Annotated in this window: 7 protein-coding genes; 1 reads left to right on the forward strand and 6 read right to left on the reverse strand. The window is 69.1% G+C overall.

Features of this window, described 5'->3' with window-relative positions:
• Nucleotides 1-135 precede the first annotated feature (135 nt).
• The 5 genes from AB0H49_RS19270 to AB0H49_RS19290 are packed head-to-tail and all read right to left on the reverse strand — an operon-like array spanning nt 136 to nt 6,099.
• Nucleotides 136-936: an ESX secretion-associated protein EspG gene (locus AB0H49_RS19270; protein WP_354999064.1), complete on the reverse strand. Its 801-nt coding sequence runs from the start codon at nt 934-936 to the stop codon at nt 136-138.
• Complete coding sequence (locus AB0H49_RS19275; RefSeq protein WP_357253191.1) at nt 933-3,530, reverse strand: hypothetical protein; 2,598 nt, start codon at nt 3,528-3,530, stop codon at nt 933-935. Before AB0H49_RS19275 ends, AB0H49_RS19270 begins: the two co-directional genes overlap by 4 nt.
• Before the next feature lie 44 nt (nt 3,531-3,574).
• On the reverse strand, nt 3,575-4,066 hold the full coding sequence (locus AB0H49_RS19280; protein ID WP_357253193.1) for a YbaB/EbfC family nucleoid-associated protein: 492 nt from the start codon (nt 4,064-4,066) through the stop codon (nt 3,575-3,577).
• Nucleotides 4,063-4,407: a hypothetical protein gene (locus AB0H49_RS19285; RefSeq protein WP_357253195.1), complete on the reverse strand. Its 345-nt coding sequence runs from the start codon at nt 4,405-4,407 to the stop codon at nt 4,063-4,065. The genes AB0H49_RS19280 and AB0H49_RS19285 overlap by 4 nt, the downstream gene beginning before the upstream one ends.
• A gap of 24 nt (nt 4,408-4,431) precedes the next feature.
• A complete protein-coding gene (locus AB0H49_RS19290) occupies nt 4,432-6,099 on the reverse strand; it encodes a hypothetical protein (RefSeq protein WP_357253197.1) in 1,668 nt (555 codons plus the stop codon).
• Between the two features lie 189 nt (nt 6,100-6,288).
• Between AB0H49_RS19290 and AB0H49_RS19295 the strand changes: the two genes are divergently transcribed.
• The gene (locus AB0H49_RS19295; protein WP_357253199.1) at nt 6,289-7,404 is read left to right on the forward strand and encodes a hypothetical protein; all 1,116 of its coding nucleotides are present in this window, start codon (nt 6,289-6,291) and stop codon (nt 7,402-7,404) included.
• 524 nt (nt 7,405-7,928) lie between these two features.
• Here the strand turns inward: AB0H49_RS19295 and AB0H49_RS19300 are convergent.
• Nucleotides 7,929-8,180 (reverse strand): hypothetical protein, encoded by a 252-nt coding sequence (locus AB0H49_RS19300; protein WP_357253201.1) that lies wholly within the window; start codon nt 8,178-8,180, stop codon nt 7,929-7,931.
• Between the last annotated feature and the right edge of the window lie 381 nt (nt 8,181-8,561).

Raw genomic sequence — 8,561 nt, forward strand, 5'->3', positions numbered from 1 at the left:
CCTCAACGCTTTCGCCATCACCTTCGAAGGCCGGATCCACCCGACCGGGAACTAACCCACACCGAGGTCGGATCCGCCGTTAAACCGACAGTCCCAAATTGCGTTGCCGCACAGTCCCGGAGCTGTGGAGCGGCGTCAGTCTTCCGTCTCCATATGCGATTCCATGCGCGCCAGAATGTGGTCGATCTGTTCGCGCACCCACTCGGTGAGGCCGTCGCTGCTCATCGCGGTGGCGACCGGGGCCGGGTGGTCCAGGGGCATGACGTAGCGGCCGTCGTCGGGGAGGTCGCGCCAGAGCATGCCTGCTTCGATCCGGCCGCGTGGGCCGTACTTGGAACGGCCCTGCAGGACCTTGACGATGCCGGTGCTCACCGCGGGAGTCGCGAAGAAGGCGTCGCTGCTGATCGTGTCGTCGTCTGTGTCGTCGTTGTCCATGACGCCGGACGACGGGCCCTGGTGAACGATCGTGGGTTCCGAGGTCGGCAGGGTGAGCTGGATGTCGTCCAGATTGCCCGCATTGCATTTGGGCAGCAGTCCGAGCACGGTATCGGCCAGGGCGTGCGGATCGCATTCGACAGCGTCGAAACCACCTGCGTGCATGAGGGTTTCACCGGGGCGCTGGGTGATGACGTACCCGCGGGCGCGTTGCCGGACGGCATGCACCCGAGTGCGCGCTTCGGGGTTGTCGAAATCCTGGTCGTCCCAGGCGTGCGCCACGATGAAGATGTCAGGTCGGGCGATGGCGCTCGCCATGGCGTCCAGGTCGTGGTCGAACCGTCCCCGCAACCGCTGCTGGACCTCGGACTTCTCCCGCTCGTAGTCGTCCGCCAGCCGGGTGCGGCTGGTGAAGACGAACGGGGCGGGCAGTTCGCCTTGCCGCACTTCCTCGCACAGCAGGTTGAACTCGAGGTCGGTGAACTTCCAGGTTCGGCTCACGAGTCGATCACCGGCTTCACTCGGTCTGGCACGGCGCCGATGCCGTCGTTCAGATGCGCTTTGGACTTCAGGTACTTGGCCGGCTTTTGCGCGGTATCGCCCTGCCCACCGCCCGCGCCGGGGGCGCCGGCCGGACCCATCATCGGGGGACCTCCCATCCCGTGCGAGCCCTGGCTCGCCGCCGCTGTGGCCGGATAGAGCGGGTGTTCGGCGCCGGGCAGCGACGCGCGCGGAAACGCACGGGCCTGCTGGTAAGGATGCTCGGACAAACCAGCTGGGCTGCCCACACCACCGGAACCGGTGCTGCCGCCCGCGCCGGACGCCGGATCGACCGGCAGATCGCCCACGGCGGCGGCGAGTGCGGCCGGGTCGAAGCGGCGCAGCATCTCGTGCAACTGGTCCGCGCCGGGCAGGGTGGCACCGAGTTGACCGAGCGACTCCAGTCCTTGGGTGAGCGCCATACCGATCTGGCCGAGGAAGTCCCTGCCCGCCTGGGCGAACGACGCCGGGCCGCCGTCGGCGCCCGCCGTCTGACCGGACAGCCCGGCCACGGAGGACGACTGGCCCGGCACGCCGGCACGCCAGGCCGAGTGGTCACTTGTGCCGGTCGCGGCCGCCAGCGCCTTCTCGTCCAGTGCGTGCGGCAGGTTGTCCAGCACCGACCGCACTTGCGCCGGGTCGAGACCGGTGCGCTTCGCCAGTTCGTCGACGTCGGCCGCCTCCGGGATGTTCTTCAGCACCGAGCGCACCTGTTCCGGGGAGAGGCCGCTCTTCGTGGACAGGGTGTTCTCGTTCAGCAGCTTCGGCAGCTCGCCGAGCATCGAACGCACCTGGGCCGGATCGGCGCCGGTGGCCTTGGCGAGCGCGTCCTCCAACGCGCTCGCGCCGGATCCACCCGCACCCGTTCCCGATGACCCACTGCCCGTTCCACCGCCGCCGGACGATCTGCCCTTCGCACCGTTGGGCAGCGGAGTGCCCTTCGCGCCGTTGGGCAGCGGAGCGGACCCGAGCGACGGGACGCTTGGCATGCTGGTGCCGCTGCCTCCCGAGGGGGAGCCGGACGACGACTCGCCGGGAAAGCTGCTGCGCGGGAACGGATTCCCCGAACTCGACGGGCGCGTCTGCGTCCCGCCGCCGTCCGGCGAACCCGCGCCGGACGAACCGACCGGGGTCGCCGCACCGCGGGCGCCGGCCGCGGCAGACTCGGCCTTCTGCTGCGCGGCTTCGTAGCCGGGTGGGAGCTGCCCCTGCGACCTGGAACCCGCGCCGCTGCCGCCACCGCCCTTGGCGCCGTTGGGCAGCGGGGCACTCGCGCCCGACCCCGTGCCGCCCGATCCCGTGCCGCTCGATTCGGCGCCCTGCGATCCGGCGCTGTCAGGGCGCGGGCTCGTGCCGGAATCCGCTGTGCCGTAACCGGACTGGCTCGCCGGGACGACCTGCCCGTAGCCCGGCTGTTGCCTCGGATCCGGCTGCTGGTTCCCGTAGCCGTCCTGGTTGTTGCCGTACTGGCCGTTGCCGTACTGGCCATTGCCCTGCTGGTCGTTCCCGGGCTGGTTCTGCCCCTGACCACCCTGCGGCGCCGGTTGGGCGATCGGACCGTTCACCACGGGCATCACCGAGACGGTGTTCTTCATGCCCTCGCCGTAGTGCTTCTGCCACTCGTCGCGGTACCGGCGGGTCACCTTGCCCGGGCAACAGTCACCGGGATCGGGACTGGAGGGCATGCTGAGCCTGGTCAGGTGCAGCCACTGCGCGCTGTAGTCCAGGTTCTGGCTCATCGCGATCATCGAGGTGGCCAGCGGTTGCACGCCCTCGGAGTAGTTCTCGATCGCCGCTGCCGCCGCGGCCGCGCCCTGCCCCTCCCATGACTCGGTGCCGGTGTTGATGGCGTTCACGAACGTGTTGAGCTTGCCGAGCAGGTCGGTGGCCATGCTGTGCCAGGTGCCCGCGGCGGCCAGCACCGGAGCCGGGTCGAGATCGCGTCCCAGCTCGTACAATTCGCTGAAGGCGAGGCTGTCCTTGTTCTCGACGTTGGCGGTGACGCCCGGATCCTTCTCGCCCTGGTAGTCCTTCAGCGAGGCGGGGAAGCTCTCCGCGTCGGCACGCTGGATGTGTGGCTTGCCGTCCTTGCCCTTCCATGCGAATCCGCCGTTCGGCTTGTCGAACTCGGCGTCCGGCCCGCCCGGCTTGCGTGCGCCGGGAGTGTAGGTGCTGGCCTCGGTCGGCATCTTCAGGTTGTCGAGCGCCTTGAAGTCGCTCTCGGACTCACCCTCGGCGTTCGCGTACGCCTTGCCCGCCGCGATGTAGGTCTCGCCAATGTCCGTGACGATGTCGGCGTGATCTTCGAGGATCGTTCGCAGCCGGTTCCCTTTGGTGGTGAACGCCATCGCCAACTGCGTGCCGGAGGTGAGCGTGCCGATCGGCGCGAAATTGTCGAGGCGCAGGTCTGTCACGGCCGCGGCCATGCCGAGCAGGTCGTCGACCAGATCGGCGCAGGCCCGAGCGGCGGCCAGCGCGTCGGCCGCGTCGAACTTCAGATACCCGGCCTGCGCCTGGTTCTTCAGGCCCGACCACGTGCCTGGTTCGAGAGCCATCCCGTTCACCCTTCTTGTCGCGCGGGCGCACCGCGTGCGCCGCGTCAGTCGTCGTTGTCGGCCACCACGGACCGGGGCGCGCGGGCGCCGGAATCGTCATCGACGGGCCAGCGGCTCGGGTCCGGCGGGTTCAGCGGCGGTGGCGGCGCCGTCGGCATGAGCGAGCCCAGATCCGGTGCGCCCTCGATGATCTCGGAGAGTTTCGGCAGGGCGTTCTTGCGTTCCAGCAGCGGACGCATGAGCTCTCGGCTGCGCTCGGCCGCCTTCGCGGCGGCGGCCTGCACCGCGGCGGTGACGTTCTTCGCGATCTCCTCGAGGGTCAGATCCAGGACGTCGTCGGCGAACTTGGTGTCGATCAGGATGCCGTCGGCGTTCACCGTGACCTCGATGCGCTGATCGCACACGCGCACCGTCTCGGTGAGCCGCGAACGCCGCTGCTGCAGTTCGGCGATGCCGCGGAACTGCTCGCCGAGACCCTCCACCAGCGTCGCCATGTCGGCGCGCAGGCGTTCGTTGACGGTGGGCTGCCCCGTCACGGCGTCGGCTTCCCGAACTGGCCGGCGTTGCCGGAGTCGGTAGCGGCCAAGGCGTCCGCGGCATCGCGCTGCCCGGTCGCCATGTCGCCCAACGTGGTCGCGGCGCCGATGGCGCCCTCGATCAGGTTGTCCCGCGCCGCCTTGTAGCCCTTGTCGCCGTCGAAGAACTTGTGGCCGCGCTTGTCATCACCCCACGGCATGACGGTGCCGTCGGACTCGATACCGCTGAGGGTGTTGCGCAGCTTCTCGGCGACCCCCGTGGTGTCGTTCGACAGCTCCCGGGTCAGATCCGAGGCGTGGCGCAGCTTGTGAGGATCGACCTCAAACTGGTCCGCGGCCATGGCATTTCCTCCTGTGTCGTCGGGTTACGGAGTGAACGGGACGTCGACCTGCTCACCGGCGTTCGCGAGTGGGGCATTCCGCGCGTCTGTGGTCGGCAACCACTGCTCTCCCGAGGAGCCACTCGACGATGGCGCGGAGTACGGGCCCGGCAGCGGTTCCACCCACGGCCACTGCTTCGGCCGCGGCTTGCCGCGCACGTCCTTGCCCTCGCCCAGGAACGGTTCGCTGTGGTGTGTGGCGATCGGGTTTCCGTTGCTGCTCCCGCCATTCGCGCCGGTCACCCCAGCACCGGATGGGAGCGGGGGTCGCTGCGCACCGCCCGAGCCGGACGGAGGCGGTGGGGTCCAGCCGCCGTCGACCGAGGACGACCACGAGGTCGGGGGTTGGTGGGTGCGGGCGTCGTGGTAGATCGTGCGGCCCGAGCTACTGCTCGAACTGCTTCCGGCGCTGTGGAACGAACTCGCGGCGTCGTAGTAGACGCTGTTGCCCGAGGCGCTGCTGTGCGAGGACGACGGCCGGTGCGACGAGCCCGCGTGCACCGGCTGGGCCGAGGACGACATGCTCGCGTCGGAAACGCTGGACGGCCGGGAACTCGACCCGCTGGACGAACCGTCGCTGCTCGGTGGCCGGGGCGCCGCATTGCCGGAATGCGGTTTCGGCATCCAGACGTAGGAGCGAATGTCGCCGTGCCCCGGCGGAATCGGCTTGCCGATGGCGAAACCGCCGCGCGCACCGCCCACCACCGCACCCCGCGTGGCACCGCCGACCCAGCCCGGCCCGGAGGCGAACGACGAGAAGTCTCTGGTCACCGCGCCCACGGCCAGGTTGCCGAAGGCGGTGCCGACCACACCGGAGGCGCCACCGATCACCGCGCCACGACCGACCCGGCCCGGGATGTTGTTCAATTGCTTGCCCGCGACCTTGTCGATACCGTGCCCGAGATAGCGCCCGAATTCGCGCCCCGGCACCACGCCCGCGACACCGGCGAGGATGGACAGCCCGAACTCCGTGCCGTTGAAGTGCCGTCGTTTGCCCGCCGCGAGCTGACCGACCTGCACCGAGCCGTTGATGGTCCCGACGATGGCGGTCGCCTCGATGGCCCGCGCACCGTAGACGCCCCAGCCCTTCGCGGTGGGAAAGACCGGCCGCAGCCGCGCGGCTTGGGTCCAGAAGTGCCGCTTGGCGGTCGAAGCACCCAGGCGCGCAGCGAGATTGGTGATCGCCTTCTGCACGAAGTCCTCGAATACCTTCAAGAAGGAGCGCGTGGTGGTGATCGCGGCCGCCTCCACCGCGGGCGCGGTGGGCGGAAAGAGCCAGGCCCACAGGATCTCCAGCGCCAGCCAGGCCAGCGTCACGATGACGGTGATCTTGGTGGCCTGGATTTCGGTGCCCATGTCGAACGTGCTGTCGCCGACGGTGCTCATGAAGTTCGCCAGCGCCTCGATGGAGTGCTCACCGGTGCGCAGCGCGTCGTAGCGGGCGCCCATGGCGGTACCGCCCTCGCCCTGCGGATAGGCGTCGATGGTGGCCTGTTTCGCCGCGTCGACATCGGCGAGCAGGGCCGTCAGCTCCGCGCTCGCCGTCTTCCATGCCTCCGACACCGCCCATGCGACGTCCTCGTCGCCCTCCGGCCAGGTGGTTCCGGCCACCCAGGCCAGCCACTGCAACCCCTCGGGCATGTGAATGGTCATCGTTGCACCGCGGCGGCTCCGCACCGCACCGTCGGAACGCTCACCGCGGCTCTCCTCTCGGCGTCCGATGTCGTGGGATTAGAACGCAGACAACTGAATTCGCGATGACGGGCAAACGAATTCGCCGCACCGGCGCCGTTCGCTCCCGAGTGGTAGCGTGCGGGCCCGATCGAGGAGGTGCCGCCTTTCATGACCGCAGCAGAGGATTCGCTCCCCGCCGTTTCCGAGTCACCGCTCGCCGACGCGGCGAGCCGCCGGATCGCCGCGGAATTGATCGCGCTCGCCCCGCCGGGCTGGCACGAGATGCATGCGGTGTTCGCGCTCACCGCCGTATCGGAGCTGGCGTCGGTCTTCTTCACCGACGAGCACGGCCATCCGGCCCAGGTGTTGCCCTCCGAGGAGGTGCTGGCACTGGTCCGGCGACACCGCGAGGCGTCGGCCGCCCTGCCCGGTGGCCCGTGGTGGCGTTACCTGGTGACGGCGTCGGCGTCCGGCGAGGTCGGCGCCGAGCCCGACTTCGGCGCCGAGCCCTTCCCGGATGACCACCTCTTCCCGCCGGAGGTGTATCGGGCCGACCTCGAGGCGTTTCCGCGGGCGCGGCTCCCGGTCTGGTTGGCGGCCCATATCGGGCACGAGAACCGGCAGTCCCGGCCCACCGAGCAGGCGGGGGCACTGGCCCGGACCGCCACGCTCACCCCGGAAATCGAGACGACATTGCCCGCGCTGCCGTTGCTGGCGATGCGCTGGGCGGCGATCGCCGCGGCGTTCGTGGCGGCCGGATCTCCGTGGGGGCCACGGGTGCTGCCCGCGCTCGGCCTGTTCGAGGGCGCCGAGCGCAGCGGTTCTTCGCTGTGGCTGGTCCCCGGCGACCGCGCGGTGCTCTCCGGCGGAGTATGGAACGACCCGGTGCTGGACGCGGTCTACAACGCCGGCGCTCCCATGCCGGATCTCTACGCGGGCGCGCCGGGGTGGGTGGCGAACCCGCTGCTCAACCCGCGCGCCGGGTCCGGGTTGCTCTCCTTCTGCTACTGGTGGGAGGGCGGCCACTGGTATCGCGGCGCCGCACGGCCCGCGAGCGAGGTCGCGGCCGCGATTCCCGGGGTATGGACCAGGGAGAGCGCAGCCGACATCGTGGCGTCGCTCGCCGAGGAATCGGGCGTCGAAACGCGGAACGGGGCAATGGAACTGGTGCTGGCCGCGGAGCACGGCGCGGCCGAGCGCGCACTGCTGGTGCGGCTTTTCGGCGAGCGCGAGGACGTGGACGGCGCGCTACACCAGCTGGTCATGGCGGGCGCGGCGGACTGATGATGCGGTAACCCGCCTCGTTGCTCGAACTGAGTAGATCGCCCTGACAAGAGGTCCGCGCGCTCGACAGAATCGCCGCTGGCCTCCGGGCGCGGGTTCGCGTCGGGTCTCGGCGCGTTCTGCACTCGGCGCACAGTGGTGTGTCCCGTTCGCGCCCAACGTGTTTCGGCGAGAGAGCGACCCCGGATTCGTCGGGATTGCCGGATCTGGACGGGCCGGTTCCGCCGTGACCAGCGCGCGTCGGCGACCTCCACGTGGCGTGGCAGCGCTTGTCACGAAGAGCTCGTGTATGCGGCCGAGGTCGCGTATGCGCCGGTAGCATCGAGATGCTCGGACGGCTCCGTTGTCGAGGTCGCTTCGCAACCATGCTGCCAGTACGGCTTCGGTGCCCGGATGATCACCGATCCGGGGTCGAATTGCTTGGTAGGCAGCATATTTCGAGATATTAGGACGCTTCGACCGATCGGTCAAATATGTGGCGCTGCGAGCCGCGGGCCCGCTGCGGAACAGGCACCTGATGACGCTCAGGTCGGCCCAGGGCGATGCGCATCGTCGCGGGTGCGGCTGGTCACCGACTCGGTGCCGCCCGCCGCCGCGAGGCGTTCGATCCGCTCGGTCCCGAGCGCTGCGAACCCGCGGCTCGTCGTCGGTTCGGGTAACCGACGAGATGCTCTCGGACGGTTGACAAGCTCGAGACCGTACAAATACTGTTCGGTAACCATGAATCCTGTGCCGTCGTACGAAATTCCGAGAGGGATCGTTGTGCCAATCCACATCGCCATAGTGTAGGTGCGACGTACGCACCTTCCTTCGGGCACTACCCCTCTAGCGCGCGCCGCAATCCTCTGGCATGCCCCTGTAGCGCTTCTTTTTCAGCGTCGCTCGCTGATCAATTGCTCTACTGGGCCCCACGGCACAGCGCGGTCCGGTCCGGATCTGCGCCGTCTCCTCGTGGCCTGGGCTTTCCGAGGAAGACGTTCCGCTTTAAGAGGAAGGCATTCCGCTTTATTCGGAGCGCTTCGCCGACCCTCGGCCACGCCGAAATTCGATATGTCGAAGCATGAACTGCCTGAGCCGGAACTAATCAAATCTTAACGCAATCTTTTGGTTTAACCGCGAATCGATCGTGACGGGGGGTCACAGCGTGCGCTGAGGAA

The sequence above is a fragment of the Nocardia sp. NPDC050713 genome, assembly GCF_040654315.1.
Taxonomy (GTDB): Bacteria; Actinomycetota; Actinomycetes; order Mycobacteriales; family Mycobacteriaceae; genus Nocardia.

Excerpts from the sequence above, each read along its gene's own strand:
- AB0H49_RS19285 (WP_357253195.1), bottom strand. The coding sequence starts at position 4,407 with ATGGCCGCGGACCAGTTTGAGGTCGATCCTCACAAGCTGCGCCACGCC.
- AB0H49_RS19290 (WP_357253197.1), bottom strand. The coding sequence starts at position 6,099 with ATGACCATTCACATGCCCGAGGGGTTGCAGTGGCTGGCCTGGGTGGCC.
- AB0H49_RS19275 (WP_357253191.1), bottom strand. The coding sequence starts at position 3,530 with ATGGCTCTCGAACCAGGCACGTGGTCGGGCCTGAAGAACCAGGCGCAG.
- AB0H49_RS19295 (WP_357253199.1), top strand. The coding sequence starts at position 6,289 with ATGACCGCAGCAGAGGATTCGCTCCCCGCCGTTTCCGAGTCACCGCTC.
- AB0H49_RS19300 (WP_357253201.1), bottom strand. The coding sequence starts at position 8,180 with ATGTGGATTGGCACAACGATCCCTCTCGGAATTTCGTACGACGGCACA.